This is a genomic window from Collinsella sp. AM24-1 (assembly GCF_003470325.1).
Taxonomy (GTDB): domain Bacteria; phylum Actinomycetota; class Coriobacteriia; order Coriobacteriales; family Coriobacteriaceae; genus Collinsella.
Map to the genome: position 1 here is coordinate 47168 of NZ_QRHM01000004.1, position 18943 is coordinate 66110.

At 60.4% G+C, this 18943-nt stretch carries 19 protein-coding genes and 1 pseudogene; 5 read left to right on the plus strand and 15 right to left on the minus strand.

Going from position 1 to position 18943, the window contains the following annotated elements:
• The first annotated feature begins 58 nt into the window (after positions 1-58).
• Both DW661_RS02470 and DW661_RS02475 read left to right on the plus strand, forming a co-directional pair.
• Complete coding sequence (locus DW661_RS02470) at positions 59-1099, plus strand: Gfo/Idh/MocA family protein (protein WP_118934455.1); 1041 nt, start codon at positions 59-61, stop codon at positions 1097-1099.
• A 419-nt stretch (positions 1100-1518) separates the two neighbouring features.
• Positions 1519-3666 carry a Tex family protein gene (locus tag DW661_RS02475; protein ID WP_118934457.1) on the plus strand — a complete coding sequence of 716 codons (2148 nt, stop codon included), beginning with the start codon at positions 1519-1521 and terminating at the stop codon, positions 3664-3666.
• A gap of 380 nt (positions 3667-4046) precedes the next feature.
• Here DW661_RS02475 and DW661_RS02480 read toward each other — a convergent pair whose 3' ends face one another.
• From DW661_RS02480 to DW661_RS02500, 5 genes are all read right to left on the minus strand, one after another.
• Positions 4047-4751 (minus strand): transaldolase, encoded by a 705-nt coding sequence (locus DW661_RS02480; protein WP_233547440.1) that lies wholly within the window; start codon positions 4749-4751, stop codon positions 4047-4049.
• 323 nt (positions 4752-5074) lie between these two features.
• On the minus strand, positions 5075-6466 hold the full coding sequence (locus DW661_RS02485; RefSeq protein WP_118934461.1) for a PTS ascorbate transporter subunit IIC: 1392 nt from the start codon (positions 6464-6466) through the stop codon (positions 5075-5077).
• A 71-nt stretch (positions 6467-6537) separates the two neighbouring features.
• The gene (locus DW661_RS02490) at positions 6538-6813 is read right to left on the minus strand and encodes a PTS sugar transporter subunit IIB (RefSeq protein WP_022094539.1); all 276 of its coding nucleotides are present in this window, start codon (positions 6811-6813) and stop codon (positions 6538-6540) included.
• A 75-nt stretch (positions 6814-6888) separates the two neighbouring features.
• A complete protein-coding gene (locus DW661_RS02495) occupies positions 6889-7335 on the minus strand; it encodes a PTS sugar transporter subunit IIA (protein WP_117793886.1) in 447 nt (148 codons plus the stop codon).
• A gap of 9 nt (positions 7336-7344) precedes the next feature.
• A complete protein-coding gene (locus tag DW661_RS02500; RefSeq protein ID WP_117564350.1) occupies positions 7345-8055 on the minus strand; it encodes a transaldolase in 711 nt (236 codons plus the stop codon).
• A 348-nt stretch (positions 8056-8403) separates the two neighbouring features.
• Here DW661_RS02500 and DW661_RS02505 point away from each other — a divergent pair, with 348 nt between their 5' ends.
• A complete protein-coding gene (locus DW661_RS02505) occupies positions 8404-9195 on the plus strand; it encodes a DeoR/GlpR family DNA-binding transcription regulator (protein ID WP_128620070.1) in 792 nt (263 codons plus the stop codon).
• 45 nt (positions 9196-9240) lie between these two features.
• Here the strand turns inward: DW661_RS02505 and DW661_RS02510 are convergent.
• The 9 genes and pseudogenes from DW661_RS02510 to DW661_RS02550 form a co-directional block, all read right to left on the minus strand.
• A pseudogene (locus DW661_RS02510) lies at positions 9241-9492 on the minus strand (HAD family hydrolase); the annotation flags it as partial.
• Positions 9493-9683: 191 nt separating this feature from the next.
• Positions 9684-10763, minus strand: a complete 1080-nt coding sequence (locus tag DW661_RS02515; protein ID WP_118934463.1) for an alpha/beta hydrolase — start codon at positions 10761-10763, stop codon at positions 9684-9686.
• Between the two features lie 2 nt (positions 10764-10765).
• Complete coding sequence (locus DW661_RS02520; protein WP_118934465.1) at positions 10766-11710, minus strand: aldo/keto reductase; 945 nt, start codon at positions 11708-11710, stop codon at positions 10766-10768.
• Between the two features lie 97 nt (positions 11711-11807).
• On the minus strand, positions 11808-12644 hold the full coding sequence (locus DW661_RS02525) for a PTS system mannose/fructose/sorbose family transporter subunit IID (RefSeq protein WP_117635573.1): 837 nt from the start codon (positions 12642-12644) through the stop codon (positions 11808-11810).
• Complete coding sequence (locus DW661_RS02530; RefSeq protein WP_199584829.1) at positions 12641-13435, minus strand: PTS sugar transporter subunit IIC; 795 nt, start codon at positions 13433-13435, stop codon at positions 12641-12643. Before DW661_RS02530 ends, DW661_RS02525 begins: the two co-directional genes overlap by 4 nt.
• 64 nt (positions 13436-13499) lie before the next feature.
• Positions 13500-14003, minus strand: coding sequence for a PTS sugar transporter subunit IIB (locus DW661_RS02535; protein WP_117635575.1), 504 nt, complete (start codon positions 14001-14003; stop codon positions 13500-13502).
• 29 nt (positions 14004-14032) lie between these two features.
• Entirely contained in the window at positions 14033-14461 is a 429-nt protein-coding gene (locus tag DW661_RS02540; protein WP_117635576.1) for a PTS sugar transporter subunit IIA, read from the minus strand.
• A 10-nt stretch (positions 14462-14471) separates the two neighbouring features.
• A complete protein-coding gene (locus DW661_RS02545) occupies positions 14472-15326 on the minus strand; it encodes a class II fructose-bisphosphate aldolase (protein ID WP_117635577.1) in 855 nt (284 codons plus the stop codon).
• A gap of 114 nt (positions 15327-15440) precedes the next feature.
• Positions 15441-16694: an MFS transporter gene (locus DW661_RS02550; protein ID WP_370448136.1), complete on the minus strand. Its 1254-nt coding sequence runs from the start codon at positions 16692-16694 to the stop codon at positions 15441-15443.
• A 249-nt stretch (positions 16695-16943) separates the two neighbouring features.
• Here DW661_RS02550 and DW661_RS02555 point away from each other — a divergent pair, with 249 nt between their 5' ends.
• Both DW661_RS02555 and DW661_RS02560 read left to right on the plus strand, forming a co-directional pair.
• Positions 16944-17807 (plus strand): MurR/RpiR family transcriptional regulator, encoded by an 864-nt coding sequence (locus DW661_RS02555; protein ID WP_117635579.1) that lies wholly within the window; start codon positions 16944-16946, stop codon positions 17805-17807.
• Positions 17808-17856: 49 nt separating this feature from the next.
• The gene (locus DW661_RS02560; RefSeq protein ID WP_117640421.1) at positions 17857-18684 is read left to right on the plus strand and encodes an HAD hydrolase family protein; all 828 of its coding nucleotides are present in this window, start codon (positions 17857-17859) and stop codon (positions 18682-18684) included.
• Positions 18685-18736: 52 nt separating this feature from the next.
• Here the strand turns inward: DW661_RS02560 and DW661_RS10135 are convergent, their stop codons facing one another.
• Positions 18737-18886 (minus strand): hypothetical protein, encoded by a 150-nt coding sequence (locus DW661_RS10135; RefSeq protein WP_158558713.1) that lies wholly within the window; start codon positions 18884-18886, stop codon positions 18737-18739.
• Positions 18887-18943: the final 57 nt, after the last annotated feature.

The window sequence follows — 18943 nt, forward strand, 5'->3', positions numbered from 1 at the left end:
CGCGGCAAGGGCCGTCCTCTTGCCGCATTCCACCAGCCACCAGCATTAAGGAGTCGAAATGTCTGAGCTCAACCCCGTCCGCATTGCCGTCATCGGCGCCGGCGCCATGGGCCGCAACCACATCCGCTTTGTCACCGAGGAGCCCGAGGCCGAGCTCGTCGCCATCGCCGACGCCTTTGAGGGCGCCCGCGCCACGGCCGAGGCTGCCGGCGTGCCGTTCTTTACCGATCCCGCCCAGATGATGGACGAGGTCAAGCCCGAGGCCGTCATCATCGCCACCCCCAACGACCTGCACTTGGGCGTTGCCCGCGAGGCCATCAAGCGCAACATCGTGCCGCTGGTCGAAAAGCCGATCTCCAACGACCTCGAGGATGCCCAGGCTTTCGCCGCCGAGGCCGAGACCGCCGGCGTGCCCGTGCTCGTGGGTCAGCACCGTCGCCACAACCCCTTCGTCAACAAGGCCAAGGAGATCGTCGAGTCCGGCGAGCTGGGCAAGCTCACCGTGTCGAGCTTCCACTACATGATCTATAAGAATGACGAGTACTTCGATGTCGAGTGGCGCCGCAAGAAGGGTGCCGGACCGATCTTGGTCAACCTGGTTCACGACGTGGACCTGCTCCGCTACCTGCTGGGCGAGCCCGTCGCCGTCCAGGGCATGCAGTCCAGCGCCGCCCGCGGTTTTGAGACCGAGGACTCCGCCGTGGTCAACGTCCGTTTTGCCGATGGCGCGCTTGCGAGCATGACCATCTCCGACGCCACCGCCAGCCCCTGGAACTGGGAGGCCACCGCTCGCGAGGACCCGCAGTACCGTCCCTTCGACGCCGACGCCTACTTTATCGGCGGAACCTTGGGCGCCCTTTCGCTGCCCCGCCTGCACCAGTTCTCCTACGACGGCGCCTCCAACTGGCACAAGCCGCTGCAGATGGAGATTCCGGCCGTGGACCCGGCGCTGCCGCACAAGATGCAGCTCAAGCACTTTGTGAAGGTCGTCCGCCGCGAGGTCGAGCCCGTCGTAACCCCCGCCGACAACGTCAAGACGCTCACGCTTCTCAACGCCATCAAGGAGGCCGCCGAGACCGGCCAGCTCGTCGAGCTGTAGCACCTTAGGACAGGCCGCGGCAGAACCCCATGCCGGGCCCCTCGGTCCGCCACAAATAAGCCCCTCTTCTTTGCCCCGCGAGCAGCTTCCTGCCCGCGGGGCATTTTGCTACGTTGCCAATGATTTTTCTGGGACGGGGGACTTTTTGCACCTTAGCTTGATTCGTTCGCCACGAAATGTGCCTATCTACTACGTTTAACCAATCACCCTCATCCATACAGAATTTCGCGAAATAAAAACCGCAGGTAAACGGCTTGCGCATTTTCGGAAAACCGGGGGATGGTCGACCCACACGGTTCAAACGTAGTAGATAGGCCGCTTTCGTGGTTCCGCGCCAAAACAGTCTTTTTTGGGCGAAGTGGCAGGTGGTATCCTTGGTAGCTCTGTGCTGCAAACGCACCTTAAACGCAAGGAGTCCCATGGATCTTATCGCCCAGCTCGCCCGCGAGCTCAACCTTAAGGCCGCCAACGTCGAGGCGGCCGTCAAGCTCATCGACGAGGGAAACACCATTCCCTTTATCTCGCGCTACCGCAAGGAAGCCACGGGCGGCATGGACGACGTTGCCCTGCGTGCCCTCGACGAGCGCCTGTCCTACCTGCGCAATCTTGAGCAACGCAAAGAGGACGTCATTCTGCTCATCGATGCCCAGGGCAAACTCACGCCCGAGCTCGAGCAACAGATTCGCGAGGCCACGCAGCTCCAGCGTGTCGAGGACCTCTACAAGCCCTACCGCAAAAAGCGCATGACCCGCGCGCAGAAGGCCCGCGAGGCAGGCCTGGAGCCGCTCGCCAACATGATCATCATGCAGGCTTCGGCCAAGGGCAGCGCCCTCGACGCCGCCGCGGCATACGTCAACGAGGAGGCCGGCTTCGATACGCCCGAGAAGGCGCTCGCCGGCGCCGCGGACATCGTGGCCGAGACGGTAGCCGAGGACCCCGAGAACGTCGCCGACCTACGCGCCTTTACGCAAAACACCGCCGACATCGTCGTCGAGGCAACCGACCCCGCCGAGAAGACCCCCTACGAGCCGTATTACAACTACGACGAGCCGCTGCGCCGCATACCCAACCACCGCGTGCTGGCTATCGACCGCGGCGAGCGCGAGGGCAAGCTCCGCGTACGCGTGAACGTCGACGGCACCGCCGCCACGGCACGCCTCGGTAGCCGTTGGCCCCGACGCCAGGGCGTCTTCGCTCCCGTCTTCGATGCCGCCATCGCCGACGGCTACAAGCGCCTCATGGCCCCCTCGCTGGAGCGCGAGGCCCGCGCCAAGCTCACCGTTCGCGCCCAGACCGAGGCCATTAACGTCTTTGCCAAGAATCTCGAGGGCCTGCTCTCGGCACGCCCCGTGCGCGGCGCCCGCGTGCTCGCGCTCGATCCGGGCTACCGCACCGGCTGCAAGGTCGCCGTCATGGACGAGACCGGCAAGCTACTCGACCACAGCGTGGTCTACCCTACCAAGCCGCGCCACGACGTCGCCGGCACCAAGCGCGAGCTCGCCCGCCTCGTCAAGAAGGACGGCGTCAACACCATCGTCATCGGCAACGGCACCGCCAGCCGCGAGACCGAGGAAGTCGTCTCGGAGTTCATCGCCGAGCAGGCTCCTGGGCTGCGATACACCATCGTCAACGAGGCCGGCGCATCGGTGTACTCCGCCTCCGAGCTCGCGAGCCAGGAATACCCCGACCTGGACGTCACCGTGCGCGGCGCCATGAGCCTGGGCCGCCGTCTGCAAGACCCGCTGGCAGAGCTCGTTAAGATTCCGCCCCAGTCCATCGGTGTGGGCCAATACCAGCACGACCTTGACCAGGCCGAACTCTCGCGCACACTGGGCCACGTGGTGGAGGACGTCGTCAACCGCGTGGGCGTCGACGTAAACACCGCGAGCGCGAGCCTGCTGGGCTACGTGTCGGGCATCACGCCGAGCGTGGCCAAGAACATCGTGGCGTACCGCGAGGAAAACGGCGCCTTCACCGATCGCCGCCAGCTCAAGAAGGTCCCCAAGCTGGGACCCAAGGCATATCTCAACGCCGCGGGCTTTTTGCGCATCAGCGGCGGCAAGAACCCGCTCGACGCGACAAGCGTCCACCCCGAGAGCTACGAGGTGGCCACGGCCGTCCTGGAGCGTGCCGGCGTTGCGGCAAGCGAGCTCAGCCGTGGCGGCGTGCCCGACATCGAGCGCCGTCTGGGCAGCATCTCGACGCTGGCAAGCGACCTGGACTGCGGTACCCTCACGCTCATCGACATTGTCAACGAGCTCAAGAAGCCCGGCCGCGACCCGCGCGACGACGCGCCCGAGGTGGTCTTTAGCCGCTCGGCGCTTTCCATCGACGACCTGGAACCCGGCATGGAACTCAAGGGCACGGTGCGCAACGTTGTGGACTTTGGCGCCTTCGTCGACGTGGGCGTTCACCAGGACGGCCTCGTGCACATCTCAAAGCTGGCCAACCGCTTCGTCAAGCACCCGAGCGACGTGGTACGCGTCGGTGACACGGTAAAGGTGTGGGTCGAAAAGGTCGATCGCGACCGCAAGAAGATCTCGCTCACCATGGTGCAGGGGAAATAAACCACCAAAGCAAGGGTACCCCCTGTAGCGACGTGCAAAATCGCGAGTATTCTGCAATTTCCGCCGCTCTGAACGCCCCACAGAGACAATAACGTCAAAAACAGCCCCCGTTTTAGCGTCGTCAGAGCCAAAACGGGGGCTGTTCCGTGCTTCAGCTAGCTGGTAAAAGCCTTTACCTTGCTGAATACTCGCGATTTTGCACGTCGCTGCAGGGGGTACCCTTGTCAACGGCAGGATATGGAAGCCGATCACCAACCTACCGGCAAGTTCGTGTCGGCAGCCCCGGCCTTTCCTTTGCCTAGCGCGACCCTCGCGAGGCGCGTGAGCGATAGGGAAAGGAAGGCCGGGGCGAACAACCCGCGGCGCAGCCAGTGTTCGCGTTACGGCAAGATATGGAAGCCCAAAGCGGCGATATCCTTGGCAAAGCCGCGCACGGTGTCGAGCGAGACCTCGTACGGATCGCGGCCGATGTTCTTACGCTTGGCCAGGATGCTGTTGGGCACCGTGATGATCTGACAACCGCAGGCTTCGGCCTGGTAGATGTTGATGAGCTCGCGCGTGGACGCCCACAGGACCTCGCAGTTGGGCTTGGCGGAGGCCTTCTTGACCGACTCCGTCATAAACGGAATGGGATCGACGCCGGTGTCGGCAATGCGGCCGGCAAAGAGCGAGATGATAGACGGCGTCTCGGCGTCAACAGCCTCGACCATCTCGTCGACCTGCGCAGGCGTAAAGATGGTGGTGACGTTGACCTTGATGCCGTCGGCCGAAAGCTTGCGCACCAGCTCGGCGGTGGACTCGCCCTTGGTGGTCACGCACGGAATCTTGACGTAGACGTTATCTGCCCAGGTAGCAATCTCGCGGGCCTCGACCTCCATGGTCTCGACGTCGTCGGCAAAGACCTCAAACGAAACGGACACATCGGTGATGTGAGCCAGGACCTCCTTGGCAAACGCGCGGTAATCCGTCACGCCGCCCTTCTTCATAAGGGACGGGTTAGTCGTGAAACCCTGAACGTTGCCGTTCTCGTACATGTCGAGCATGCCCTCGAGGTTTGCACCGTCAGCGAACACCTTGATTGCCATCTGCCTGATTCCTTTCGTTAGCATACGGCCGATATACTGCTAAACACTTTACCTACGTTTATCAAGGCGTGAGCTGCGGGTTTTTATCTTCTCGGCGAACGGTTTTGCAGATTTACCATTTTTTATCGACGCCCCAGCGGCAAAACGTTTTTGCCGATCATTGCGTTTGGTTCCGTTCACGGAACAGAAGCAGCGCCTTACCGGCTCATATTCACAATCGCTCCAAAGCAAAAAGCGGTGACGCCTCATTTGAGACGTCACCGCTTCCGTGTAGGAGCCGGTTATCGGAGCTCCGCCCGATTAGGGCTTAACGTGTGCCTGGATTACTCTTCCTCAACGTGATTGATCACAGCACCCTTGGTGTGGATGAAGTTGGGGACGAAGGCAATGACCAGAAGGACAGCGAGAATCGCATAGACACCGGTGGTACCGAAGGCCTCGGCAGCGCGGCCAAGCGTAATACCAATGACGGAGAAGTCGAAATCGCCGAACGTAGTGTTCTTGAAGCCAAAGACGTCAAGAACGGGCAGGAGCAGAGCCGGGGCAAAGGTGATGAGCAGGCCGTTGACGAAAGCACCAAGAGCTGCGCCCTTGCGACCGCCGGTAGCATTGCCGTAGATGCCTGCGGTAGCACCGCAGAAGAAGTGGGGAACCATGCCCGGGATGATGAAGATGCCCAGGGTAGCGCCCACGATGAACATACCGACCACGCCACCGATGAAGGAGGCAACAAAGCCGAGGATGACGGCGGTGGGAGCATAGGGGAAGAAGACGGCGCAGTCGACGGCGGGGATGGCGCCGGGGATCAGCTTGTTGGAGATGCCCTGGAAAGCCGGGACCAGGTCGGCAAGGATCATACGAACGCCGTTGTAGACGATAGTGACACCGACGGCGAAGGACAGGGCACAGGTCAGGGCATAGACGATCACATTGTCGCCGCCAGCGATCTTGGTAACGACCGCAGGATCTGCGATGTAAGCGGCGAAAGCGGTAACCAGGTAGAAGAAGGCCATGGTAAGAGCCGTGGAGATGGTGGTGTCGCGCAGGAAGGAGAACTTCTCGGGAACCTCGATCTTCTCGGTGCTGTTCTCCTCGGCGTCCTTAGCAAAAAGCGTACCGACTGCAGCGGAGATGTAATAGGCGAGTGAACCGAAGTGGCCCATGGCGATTTCATCGCCATCGGTAACCTTCTCGGTGAAACGCTGACCAACGGCGGGAAGCATAGCGCTCACGAGGCCCAGGAACATGCCGCCCACGATGACAAGCTGGACATCCTGGAAGCCAGATGCCTGCAGAACGGCAGACAGCAGGCAAGCCATAAACATGCTGTGATGGCCCGTCAGGAAGATATACTTAAACTTGGTAAAGCGGGCAATGATAATGTTCACGACGTAGCCGAGAATCAGGATCATCATGGTCTGAACGCCGAGGACGCTCTGAGCCATCGAAACGACGACCTCGTTGTTGGGCACGACGCCGGTGATGTGGAAGCCGGTCTCGATGAAGGTGCCCAGCGGAGCAAGGTTCTCCTGGACAACAGCAGCGCCGGCAGACAGCATGATGTAACCAAGAATGGGCTTCAGGGTTCCCGTCATCACCTTGTGGGCAGGGCGCTTGAGCGCAACAAGGCCCACAAAGGCAAACAGACCCATGATCCACGCTGGCTTGGTCAGAATCGATTGGATAAACTCAAGTATGGGAAGGATGGCTTGCATCTGCGCTTCCTTTCTCTCTAACGTGGGCGCGTTTCCCTCTTCCACAGGGAACCGCCCTTTTTTGTGCCGCTTTAGGCGTTAGCGGCAGCCGCCTTGATTGCCTCGAGGGCGTCTTCGCGGATCTTCTTCTTGTTCACATAGCTGCGAACGATCACAACGTTGCCGTGGAGCTCGGGGGCGAGCTCCTTAACGGTGATGAACAGATCCGGATTTGCGGAAGAAGCACCGTTCAGGTCCATAGACTCAACGTCGGCCTTGATGCCCTCCTCCTCGCAAAGCTCCTCGACTTTGCCAGCGAGCATCAGGCTGGACCCGATGCCGTTTCCGCATACGGTGATGATATGCATGGCAACCTTCCTCTCCTACACGTGACGGTTTTCCGTCTATCCAAAAGCGGCGACGCATCGCCGTGCCATTAAGGCCTAAAAGAATGAACGCATGGTCTCCAAAACCTGCTCGGGCGTATCGCATGCGCTGAGCTTGGCAACGCAGTCCTCGTCCTCGAACATCTGCGAAAGCTCCGCCAAGCAGCCAAGATGAGCCTTGGGGTCGGGCGCGCAAATACCCACGAGCACGTGAACCGGATCGAAATCCTCGTGTCCAAACGCAACGGCTGGGTCAAGCGTGACGATACAGATTCCCGCTTCACTCACATTGCCATCTGCCTGAGCGTGGGGCATGGCGATGCCCTCTTCCAAGACCATATAGGGGCCGAATTTGTGAACCGATGAAATCATGGCGTCAACATAGCTCTGGTCGCATTTGCCAGCGCCTACGAGCAACTTACCGCATGCCCTGATCGCTTCCTCCCAATCGGAGGCCTCGACGTGGCAGGCAACAAGCTCGGGCTTAAGAAGATCGGTCAGCATGCTCGTCCCCTACTCCTCGGGCAAGATATGGAAACCAAGTGCCTGGATGTCGCGGGCAAAGCCCTTGACCGTATCAAGCGAGTACTCAAGCAAATCTTTCCCGAAATTCTTGCGCTTGGCAAGAAGGGCATTGGGAACCGTAATGATCTGGCATCCAACGGACTCCGCCTGGAAGATATTGAGGACCTCGCGCGTAGACGCCCAGAGAACCTCGGCAGCAGGCTTAACGGCAGCCTTCTTTACGGACTCCGCCATGAGGGGCAGCGGATCGACGCCGGTATCGGCAATGCGACCGGCGAAGATGGACAGAATAGAGGGGGTCTCGGCAGAGACGGCATCGACAAACTCGTCGACCTGCTCGGGCGTGAAGATCGTGGTGACATTCACCTTGATGCCGTCGGCAGAAAGGCGCTTGACCAGCGCGGCAGTGGACTCGCCCTTGGTGTTGAGCGCCGGGATCTTAACGTAGACGTTGTCTGCCCAGGTTGCGATCTCTCGAGCCTCGGCTTCCATACCAGCCTCGTCGTCGGCGAATACCTCAAAAGAAACCGACACATCGGTAATGTGCTCAAGAACCGTCTTGGCAAAAGCGCGGTAGTCAGTCACGCCACCGGCCTTCATAAGGGAAGGATTGGTCGTGAAGCCCTGAACGTTGCCATTGTCATGCATGTCAAGCATGCCTTCGAGGTTAGCGCCGTCGGCAAACACCTTAATCGCCATGTTCGGTCCTTTCTCATCTAGCACTATTGCTATCGAAAGCCTTCTTCTTTGTTTCAAAAGCTTTTCGGCTTTCTTTTATAAACTATTTCAAAAGCCATCGAAAGCTCAATTGTCAACTTTCCGTGAACGGTCGAATATCGGGTGTGAACGTACTTCTTTTGGGCGGCACCGTCAGAATGAGACTCTTTATAGCCCGTCTACGTGCGAACTATCTGCTACGCATGCATTTGTGACATGCCATTCCGTTCTTTTGATTCATTCGAATTTGCCTTGTTCTTTTCATATCGATACGTTATATTTCGATTACGAAAGGCGCATCTTTTACCTTTTGTTCAAAAGGAGCGGCATATGGCATCTACTTCAGACCTTTCGCCGGCTGAGCGCCAGCGATTTATCATGAATTGGCTGGCCGAAAAGCCAAATATCTCGGTATCCGACATCGTTCGCCGTTTTTCGGTTTCGGAAGTCACCGCACGACACGACCTCATCTCACTGGAATCCGAAGGCAAGCTGCGTCGCGTACGCGGTGGAGCGGTATCGCTTTCTCGCTCCAACGCAATCTCGTATCCCGAGGAGCGCATCAATGTCCAAGTCGAGGCCAAGGAGGCCATCGCCGCAACCGCAGCAACTCTTGTTGACGATGGTGATGTTCTGGTAATTGATATCGGCACCACAGGCTTTTACTTCGCTAAGGCCCTCATGGACAAGCGTGAGATCACCATTATCACCGGCGATCTTGCAATCGCGAACTACGCCAGCTTCAATCTCCCCAACGCTTCGGTAGTGCTGCTGGGCGGCTCCGTGCGCAAGGGCCACCTCTATCTCGCGGGCGCACTAACGCTCGACTGCATGAGCAAACTACATGCCGACAAGGCGTTTGTCAGTGCCGATGGATTCCACCCCGACCACGGTTTTACCGTCGAGCACGACTTCTCGGCCATGATCAAGCATATGTACCTTACCAACTCAAACCAGGGCTACATGATGGTTGACCAGGGAAAGTTCAACAAGACCAGTTTTTATCAGTCCGCGCAGATCGATGACCTCGACGGCATCATCGTTGATGGAGACAACGAGGGCATCATGACGGCGGCGATCGAGAGCAGTCGCAGTCATCCCAAGCTCTATATTGCAAAATAGCTCAAATGGCCGGGTCGCCCCCACTGCGGGCGACCCGGCCATTTATTAAATCAACCCAAAATGCTGCATCGCTGTGACGGTGCCGTCGTGTGCGACGTCGTCGGTCACATAGTCGGCGATCGCCTTGACCTCGGGCATGGCGTTGCCCATGGCGACAGCCGTCTCGACGGCGGCGAGCATGCCCAGGTCGTTGCCCGAATCGCCAAAGCCAAAGGTGCGCTCGTTGCCAGCGCGACCCAGATACGCCAGCGCCCGCGCCAGGCCCACGCCCTTGTCGATGCCCTTGGGGCTCAACTCGCGATTTGTTTGCTGGGCTCACTTGGAAGAGCGGCGGTAAACGCATCTCCCGGTTAATCCGGCACCGCCGAAGCGAACCCCACACACGCCCTCCGGCAAGCGGCACGCGCCCGTCAACGCAAAGGTCCGGCGGGACGCACCTAGCATCCCGCCGGACCGCCACTCGTCCAGGAGGCCGCCGCGACGAGCCCCTAGATCTTCGCAAGCTCCTCGGAGATGACGCGGCAGACGTCCTCAGCCTGAGGCATCACGCCGTACATCTCGAAGAAGCCGTGGTCGCAGCCGCGATAGCGAATCGCGGTGACGTCAACGCCCGCATCCTGTAGCCTCTTCGCGAATAGCTCGTCCTGATAGCGCAGGTAGTCATACTCGGAAGAGATGATGACCGTGCGGGGGAACGCGCTCACGTCCTCCGCGAACAGGGCAGACACCCTCGGGTCGAGCATCTCCTCCGCATTGCCGTTGGTATACATCACTGGCAGGTCGTCGTTGGCGTTGCGGATGCGATCCACCCTGCTCAGAGCCTCGGTCCTCTGGTCGTTCACGATCTCATAGAGGTCATAGGACCATTCCTCCGGAACAGGGCCGCCGTCGACGAGCGGATACAGCTCGGCCACGAGCTTGATCCTGTCCGCATGGGACCCGTCGAGGACGACGGCGTTGGTCAGGCTTCCGCCCGCGGAGTCGCCAGCCACGGCGACCCGCGTCGCGTCGACATCCAGCTCATCCGCATGCTCGACAAGCCAGTCGAGCGTCTTCACGCAGTCCTCGACACCACCGGGGAACATCGTCTCGGGAGACAAGCGGTACTCCGGGTAGATCGCGACGCAGCCCGTTCGCTCCGCGATGTCGCGCAGGCAGTTCTCGTACTGGCCAATGTTGCCCACCATGAAGCCGCCGCCGTGGATGAACACGAGCGCGGCGGAGCCGCACCCGTGGCCCTCGGGCGTGAAGACGTGCAGGGGAATGCCCCTGTCGCCAAAGTTCATGACGACGGTCTTCTTGGCGACGTTCGAGCCCCTCACGACATGGGTCTCCTTGTTGGGAGCGGAGCGCCACGCGATCACGTCCACCGGCCCCGCCGGCGCCGGGCCGGCGGCGAGCTTCGCATGGGCGCGCGCGTAGACGCGCGGATCGAGCACGCGCTCGCGCTCGTCTCCCGGCACGGGCTTCAGCAGGAGCTTCAGCCCGTTGGGCTCCACGACCTCCCTAGATCCACGCTCAAGCACTTCAAGCTCGGAAGTGGGGTACTTCCTCTCCTCGGTGCCCATGGCTAGCCGATCTTCAGCTCGTCAAGCTTGGCGTCAAGCTTGGCCATCTCATCGGCGGAAAGCTCCCACTCGAACGTCTCGCAGTTCTGAATCGCGTGGGCGTCCGTGCGCACGCCAACGAGCGCGGTGCCCACGTACTCCTTCTGGGTGCTCCAGTTCACGGCGACCTGTGCCACGGGCTTGTCATGAGCCTCGGCGATCTCGTCCATGACCTTGAGCAGCTCCTGGACGCGCGAGAACTTGGGCTCCTGGAAGTAGTCGTAGAAGCCGCCACGAACATCGCCCTCCTCGAACTTCGGCAGCTCGCGGAACTTGCCCGACAGGATGCCCGCGCCAAGGGAGCCATAGGTGAAGGAGTCGATGCCACGCTCGTAGCCCCACTTGATAAGGTCCTCGGAGGAGCGGTCGACCATGGAGTAGGGCGGCTGCTGGACGTCGACCTGAGCGACCTTCTCGCACTCCTCGATCATCTCGGTCGTGAAGTTGGAGACGCCGATGTGGCGAATCTTGCCTTGCTCCTTGAGGAGCTGGAGGGCGCACATCGTCTCGGAGAACGGGGTCTTGGCGTCGGGCCAGTGCACGAAGTAGAAGTCGATGTAGTCGGTGCGGAGATTGCGCAGCGAGCTCTCGACCTCCCTTATGATGTTCTTGAACGAAGAGTCGCGGTCATAGCCGGCGGCGCTGGTGATCAGGCCAACCTTGGTCGAGAGCAGGTAGCTCTCTCGGTCGACGCCCCTGAGCGCGTTGCCGACGACCTTCTCGGACGCGCCGTTGCCATAGCACGGCGCGGTGTCAATGAGGTTGACGCCGTGATCGAGCATGGTGCGGATGGCGGACATGCTGGCGGCGTCATCGTTCTCACCAAAGGAGTCGCCGCCGATCGCCCAGGTGCCCACGGCGAGCTGGGAGACGTCAACGTCGGAGTTCTTGAGGTGCGTGTAGCGCATATTCTCTCCTTCTAATGGGGCGGCACGCGTCGAATGTCCTCGATCGCGTGCCGCCAGGAATTGCCTTGAACAGGCTTCGGATGATCCGGAAACCGCCTTACACGATGCCCACGAGGCCGAGGACGAGCGCCAGAACCATGATGCCGACCAGGATGATGTTGACGTTCACGTTCTTCTTGCGCAGGAGCCAGAGGACGACGAGCGTAAGTCCCAGAGGCACGATGCCCTTGAAGATCGAGTCGAGGTAGGTCTGGATCATGACGGGGTCGGAGTCCTGAACCGGAATGGACAGGATCGTGTTGAATTGGACGTTCGCCGCGGTCATGGCGCCGATCATCACCAGGCCGATCGTGGAGGTCGCCTTGGTGATGAGCTTCATGAGACCGCCCTCGTACATCTCGGAGATGAAGTTGGTGCCCATGCTGAAGCCGAGGTAGGTCATGAAGTATCGGCAGAGGATCGACGGGATGTTGTAGATCAGCAGGAACATGATCGCGCCGAGGGGCGAGCCGCTCATGGCGAGGTTAATGCCGATGCCGGCGGCGATAACACGCAGGACGCCCCAGAAGATTGCGTCGCCGATGCCGGACATCGGGCCCATCAGGGAGACCTTGATACCGTCGATGGACTCGGTGTCGAAGTCTTCGTGCTGCGAGTTCTCCCTCTCCATGGAGGCGACGAGGCCCATGGCGAACGTGCCGACGTTCTGGGTAATGTTGTACCAAGTCGTGTGACGCTTCATGGCGTCGGCACGAGCCTCGGGGTCATCGGCGTAGTAGCGGTTAAGCGCGGGCTGGACGGAGTACAGCCAGCCGTCGGCGCCAGCCTTGACGGAACCGCCGGCGCAGGAAGCGAACACGGAGAAGGAGCGCAGGAAAATGCTGTTGAGCATCTTCTTGTCTTCAGGGCTCACATTCTTGGTCAGGTTGCTCATGCGAAGAAATCCTCCTCGTCGCTGGTTACAGAGTCGCCGGAAACGGCCTGGGTGGCCACTCCCTTCTTGGTGAGATCGAAGATCTCCTTGTCGCGGAGGGCGGAGGCAACCGCGATGATGACACCGAGAACTGCGATGGCGATCATCGGGAGGCCGAGGTACTGGTAGAGCGTAAAGCCCAAGAAGAAGTAGATGCTGAGCTCGGTGCTCCACAGCATCTGGAGCAGGAGCGCCATACCAACGGCGGGCAGGAGGGCACCCACGGCGTTGAGGCCGCTCATGACATTGGCCGGAATCTGGTTGACAATGGCGGCAACGGGCTCGGCGCCAAGGTAAACGCCGAGGAAGGCGATGAGGCCAAAGGCGGCGTACTTAACGAACCAGAGAACGAAGTGCTGAAGCGCGAGGCCCTTCTCGTTGCCCTCGGCGGCCATCTTGTCAAAGGTGGCTGCGAAGAACGCGAGGAACACGTTGTTCATGAAGATCGAGAGAAATGCGGTGACGACGCCCACGGGAACGGCCAGTGTGATGGCGGCACCCTGGTCGATACCAGCGCCAACGGTGAAGGCGACGACGAGGGCGGTCGCGGTAACAGGCTCGGCGGAGATAGCGCCACCAATGTTAACCGCGCCCATGAAGATCGCCTCGAGAGAGGCACCGATGATGACACCGGTCTTGACGTCGCCCATCAGGAGGCCCGCAACGAGACCTACCACGAGAGGACGCTCGATCATGCACTGACCGAGAACCCAGTTGCCGCCGTAGCAAATCAGCACGGTCAACCAGGCCATTATTGCCAACCCAACCATTTGACTTCCTTTCTTTCATTTCATTTGGCCGCCTGGCCAAATCCCCTTATTTCCCCGCCGCCTCGATCAGACTCTTGAGAGGAGTCTTGGGATTGGACGGGATAAGCTGATGGAAAACCGGAATACCCTGCTCGCAAAGCTCCTTCGCGGCCTCGAGCTCATCCGGGTTGAGCATGATCGTGGAGTTGAGGGCGACCTTGCTATCCGGATCGGACTTGTCGAAGCGGCCGACGTTGGCAACGTTCACGCCCTCAATCTTGCCCGGCGCGCCCTTAACGAGCTCAAGCACGTCACGCACGCAGTTGGTGAGCGCGAAGATGCGCATGGAGTCCGCGCGCGGATCGTTCGCGATGCGGCAGGCATCCGGAACGTCCTTGACGAGGAGTTTCTGGCCCGCCGGCGTACCCATGGAAAGCGTCATGCGAAGGGCGTCGCTCTCCACGGCGTGCTTGTTGGCGACGATGATCCTGGTGGTGTTGAGCTCCTTGGTCCACACCAGGGCGACCTGTCCGTGAATCAGACGGTCATCGACTCGAACCTGAACAATCATTGCTTCCTCTCTCTACTTGTTAGTACTCTCTAATCAAAGAAGTCTCCCTCGGACTCCTCGTTGTCCGCGGCCTTGCTCGGAGGCTCGACGACCTGCATCGTCGCCCTCGCCAGCTCGACGCTCTGCTTGATCGAATCTGCCGTGACCGGCTCGGCGCCGAGGAGCGTCTCGATCACGAGGCCGAGGTTCATACCGGTGACGTGGACGATCCCGCGCTTCTCCGGCTCCATAAGGACGACCTTCTGGAAGACGGAACCACCGTAGATGTCGGTGAAGATGATGGCCTCGTCCTCAGGGCCCACCGAGTCAATAAAGGCCTGGATGCGAGGGGTGAAATCGGAGTCGTCCACGTAGCAGTCAACTGCCTCCACCATGTCCGCCATGCCGGTCAGGATTCCGATCGAGCTCCTGATTCCGCTTGCGAGGTGGCCGTGCGACGCGACAAGAACTTTCTTCATCGAGTCTCTCCTAGAGCGAATAGTGGTTGGGGTTCAGAAGCTGGATCTTGCTGACGACGAACGCGCGCATGTCGGGGGCGGCGTCCATCAGGAGGCCTATGCCGTTGCCGTCGTTCTTACCGGAGTTGATGTCCTTCTCGAAGGCGCGGTACATGGAACGGAAGTACTCCGTGGCGATGTTGAACTTACTCATGCCGAGGTTCACGGCCTCCTGGAGCTGCTCGTCGGGGATGTCGGAGCATCCGTGCATGACGAGGGGGACGCTGACGGCCTCCCTGCAGGCCTTGATGCGCTCCATGTCGAGGTTCGGGACCTTGACATAGGGGCCGTGGGCATTGCCGACGGCGATGGCGAGCGAGCCGCAACCGGTGCCCTCGACAAACTCCTCGGCGAGGTTCGGGTCGGTGTAGTGGTCGCTGTTCACGAAGTCGTTGGCGTCAGAGCCGTTGCCGACATGGCCGAGCTCGGCCTCGATGTCGACGTCGAAGATCTTGGCGACCTGGACGACGTCCTTCGTGAGCTGGAAGTTCTCCTCATAGGGAAGTGAGGAGCCGTCGACCATGACGGATGGGAAGCCGGCCTTGACGCCCTTGACGGCGATCTCGTAACCAGCGGAGTGATCCTGGTGGACGGCGACGGGCACGCTCGCGCGCTCGGCGTAATAGCGGGCGGCGAAGGCGATGATGTCGAGGGCGCAGTGGTCCTCGAAGCCAGGCCAGTACTGGATGATGATGGGCATGTGCTCATCCTCGGCGGCCTGGATCGCATAACGGATGGTCTCCGTATTGATGACGTTAATCGCGGGCACGCCATAGTGGTGCTCGGTCGCATGTTGAAGAAGCTCGTTGACCTTGATGAGTGACATCTTTGTCTTCCTTTCACCTGAATAATCATTGGATCGGACAGTTCTCAGCTCGTCAGCTGGTTGAACACGAAGCGAAGCGCGAGGCAGGCAGGCGCTTGCGAGGCGCGGTGGAGCCTATGCGGCCGCCTGACCCTCAGGCTGCGGCGCCGCGCTTCGACGCCATAGCACGTACGCCACAAGAGCAGCGACTGCAGCAATCGTTGAAGCGAGGGCGAAGGCCAGGAAACCCGCGTGCGTGCCGAGCGCATCGCACGCCCAACCGCCAAACAGGTTCGCAACCACGACGGACAGACCGCTCTGGACCATCGCGAAGGCGCTCTGACCTCGAGCGCGACAATCCTCGTAAGTGTGGTTGGCAATGTAGGTAACGCAGGAGTAGTAGACGGTCATGTAACTCACGCTCTGCAGCAGCTGGCCGCAGACCATGACCGGGACGATGCCGGTGCCCACAAGCACGAGCCTGAGCGCCGCCATGAAGCAGGAAAAGATCAGGAGGTTCATCTCGCCGAAGCGCCTGACCAGCTTGGAGGAAACGAGCAGGATGGGGATCTCGCTCGCAGCGGAGACCGCACTCAGGACGCCCACGAGGTTCTGACCCTCGCCAAGCTCGACCGCGTAGCGGCCCAAGAACGCCCCGATGAAGCCAATCGCGGCCGAACTGATGAAGGCGAAGACCAAGACGAAGGCGATCTCATTGCTGGTGAACAGCGAGAGGAGGCCCTTTCCGTGGGAGACCTTGGGATCGTCCGCGGCATTGGCGCGAATTCCCGCCTCGGGGAGGCGCCACATGTGAGCCGCGAAGACCACCAGCGCGGCGGAGACCACCGTGAACTGGATTTGAGGAGCCATGTCGAGCAGCCGACCGACGATCAGGACGACGATGGCATAGCCGATAGTGCCACCCATGCGAATGCGAGAAAAGTCCAGGCCAGAGCGATCCGCGAGCTCGATGACGAGGGAGTCGCTCAGGGGCAGGAGCCCCGAGAAAAACGCCGAGAATGCAAAGGTTACGAGAAGGACCGGGACGAACGTCGACGCCAGGTAATACAGCGGAGCGAGTACCGCCGCCGCAAGGCAGAGGGCCACGATGACCGCGCGGCGGCGCCCGAGCTTGTCGGCGATCGTCGACCAGAGCGGCTGGATGGCGAGCGCACACACCGGGGTCGCCGCGAGGAGAATGCCGGTCTGGGCCGCGCTGAGGCCGAGGCTCGTGTAGTGAGCGGAGAGAAACGGCGAGTACACGCCCGCGCAGACCCAGTAGAGTACGTTCGCGAAGAACAGCGAAGTCATGCTTGCGTTTGTCTTGGCGTTGTGCATCATGCTTCTCCCTTCTTGCTCGCCGGGTGCCTGTCTGGGCTTCGAAGTGATTCACCATCTAGCGTGAAACGGAGTTGCGAGGCGTTGAAACAATGTTCTGTTGTTTCATCGTTTTCGTGCCGTTGTTTCACGGCTCATAAGATAGCAGCTCAAGCTGAGATTGCGCCGAGGAAGTACCGATTTACCGTGAACGGTAGGAAATCAGCGGTGAAACGCTATTTCACCGCTGATGAAACATTTTGCTTAATTTTCACCTCTCTTGACCTAAGATACAAAGCAAGCTAGGACCAAGGAGTAACCATGGATAAGACAGGGGATGTGCTCAGCCACATCTGCGCGGTCATGAGCAGCCTATCCCCCTCGGAGAAGGCAATCGCAACGTATGTGCTCGACCACCCGTCGGATGTCGCAACGATGACCGTCCGCGAACTCGCCGCAGAAACCGGTACGTCACCGGCGTCTGTTTCGAGATTCGCAAGGACGCTTGACTACCGAACCTATTCGGACATGCGTCTGGCGCTCGGCATATCCATCAGCAGGGCATCCGGCGAAGAAAAGGCCACGGACGGCAGGATTACTCTGGACGATGTCGAGGGCTCCATCAAGTACGTCCTGTCTCACAAGGTCAAGGAGCTCTCCCAAACCGCCTCGCTCATTGACTCCGATGACTTTTCGGCAGTCGTCAATCTGCTCCACAACGCCAACCTCGTCCTGATCGCGGGCGTCGGCAACTCGATTAACATGGGCGTAAACGCGGCGTTCAAGCTCTCGCAGGTTGGAGTCAGAGCGTTTTGCCCCAGTACCACCGAAGCCATGGTCTCCGTCGCAACCAGCCTCAAGGAGAATGACGTTCTGCTCGTCATTTCGACGTCCGGATACTCGAAGCGCCTCGTCAACATATTCGACTCTGCCGAGGATTCGAACACCCCCATCATCATGATCACAGACAACCCGGATACGCCGCTCGCGAAGCGTGCCACGCATATCATCCGAGCCATCTCGCGAGATCAGGCCATCACCGGAACCGAGATCGCCTTCTCGCACAGCTCGATCAACTTCGTCATCGAGCTGCTGTTCCTCTTCCTGACCTCTTGCTGGGATGACCCGGTAGAGTTTAACAGGATCATCTCGAAGAATCTCATGGGAGACAAGCAATACAGCTAGGACGACGCACGCCGGCGCACCGATGCCCAGACCGAAACGGGAGGACCCCTTGATAAAGCTCATCCTCGCAGACATGGATGGGACCCTGTTGCCGTTTGGCTCAAGGGTCGTATCGGAGCGCACGCACAGCGCGATTCTTTCGGCGCTCGATGCGGGCATCGCGTTCGGCCCCGCAAGCGGGCGCGACTACGCCGACCTGGCCGATGCCTTTGACGGCGACGCGCGCTGTTTCTCGACCGGCATCATGGCCAACGGAAAGAAGGTCTTCTCCAGCGGCGAACTCGTGTTCAAAAAGACGCTCTCGACGGAGGCCCTCGTCAAGCTCGATAGCGCTGTACGCCCCTACGCGGGGACGTCACTCTGGCTAGTCGCCGATGTCGATGAGACAGGCAAGCGCTGCGAGCAGTTCCTCTGCGCCGTCGAGCCTGGCGACGAATTCGCCCTGGAAGTCGTTAAGGACTCCGGAAGAGACATGGCGCTCGGAGACGTGCCCACGAACCGTGACGTCATAACCGCCGGCATCTTCGTCAACGTCAGCTCCGCCCCGACGGAAGTCGTTCGGAGTCGATGCAAGGAAGCCTGCCCAGAACTTGATTTCCCCTCGCCCGTCCCATTCTTCCTCGATGTTGTTCCGGCTGGCTGGAGCAAGGTAAACGGACTCGACGCGCTTCTCGGCAGCCTTGGGGTCACGCTGGACGAGGTCGCTTTTATCGGAGACTCGGAAAACGACGTGACGCTCCTCGAAAAGGTGCCGAACTCCTACGCAGTCGCGGGCGCGATGCCAGAGGCGAAGGCCGCGGCCCATCACCTGATCGGGAACGCAGCCGAGGACTCCGTCGCGAAGCTCATCGAACAGATTGTCCAGCAGCGAGGCTAGGGTTCCGCCAGCGTGGCATGCGCCGCGTGCCTCGTCATCCGTTCGTGGCGCGCTACCTCGTGACGATCCAGAGCGTGGCCATCGTCGCGACGCCGATGCCTACGATGAGCGCGGCCCACAGGACGCGGACCACGGGGTTCATGTCGCCCGCCACCACCATGTCGTTCGCGTGCCAGAACCAGCTCTCGTTTCCCTTGCGCATGATGCCCTCCCTTAGCCTCGATTACGCCATCTATGGCCGAGCAATCGCAGGTCACGT